General features: G+C 74.4%; 1 protein-coding gene. It reads right to left on the bottom strand.

Translation table 11 applies throughout. The features are described 5' to 3' along the window. A partial coding sequence (locus tag CPE01_RS16255; protein ID WP_222592959.1) for a PKD domain-containing protein occupies nucleotides 1-732 on the bottom strand: 732 nt, incomplete at its 3' end. Nucleotides 733-811 lie beyond the last annotated feature (79 nt).

The following is an 811-nucleotide window of genomic DNA, read 5'->3' on the forward strand; positions in this document are numbered from 1 at the left end:
GGCCTGCCCGTCGGCCCACAGCCTGGACCGCAGCGTCGTCGTGCCCTCACCCACGGCCTGCAGCCGCAGGTGCAGGCGGTCGCCGGCCGCGTACGTCAGGCCCGGCACCACCACGTTCGCCAGCGACGTGTCTCCCGACGCGAGCCGGCGCACGATCCGCAACGTCACACCGCCCGTCTGCGAGATCCGCGCCTGCGCCTGGTACTCCGAGGTCCAGCCCGACGTCCGGGCCGACACCCACACCAGCGCGGTGCCCGTGTCCGACAAGCGGTCCAGGGACACGACCTGCGTCACGTCCACGTCACGCACCGAGACCTCGTCCAGGCGCGTCCGCGGGGTCGCGCCCGGGTTCGCGGTCAGACGACCCGCACCGCCCGAGACGGAGTACAGCGACGCCGCGCCGCTGAGCGTCCACGCGCCCCCGGTGTCCGCCGAGCCCCAGCCGGTCGCGGTGGTGCGCCCGAACGCGTCGGCCGCCGCCACGCCCGGCTCCGGGGCCACGACGGTCACGTCGTGCGACACCGAGTGCTCGGCACCGTCGTCGTCCGTGACCGTGAGGGTCACGGTGTACGTCCCGCCCGCCGCGTACGCGTGCGACGCGGTGGCGCCGGTGCCGGTCGCGCTGTCACCGAAGTTCCACGCGTAGCCCGCGATGGTCCCGTCGGAGTCCGTCGAGCCCGAGCCGTCCACCGACACCGTCAGGCCGTTGGTCGACGAGGTGAACGCCGCCACGGGCGCCACGTTCGGCACAGGCACCACGGCACCGGGCTCGATCGCGACCAGGTTGCTGACCGAGAACACGATCGGGCCC

Source organism: Cellulomonas persica (assembly GCF_007989825.1).
GTDB classification, from domain to species: Bacteria; Actinomycetota; Actinomycetes; order Actinomycetales; family Cellulomonadaceae; genus Cellulomonas; species Cellulomonas persica.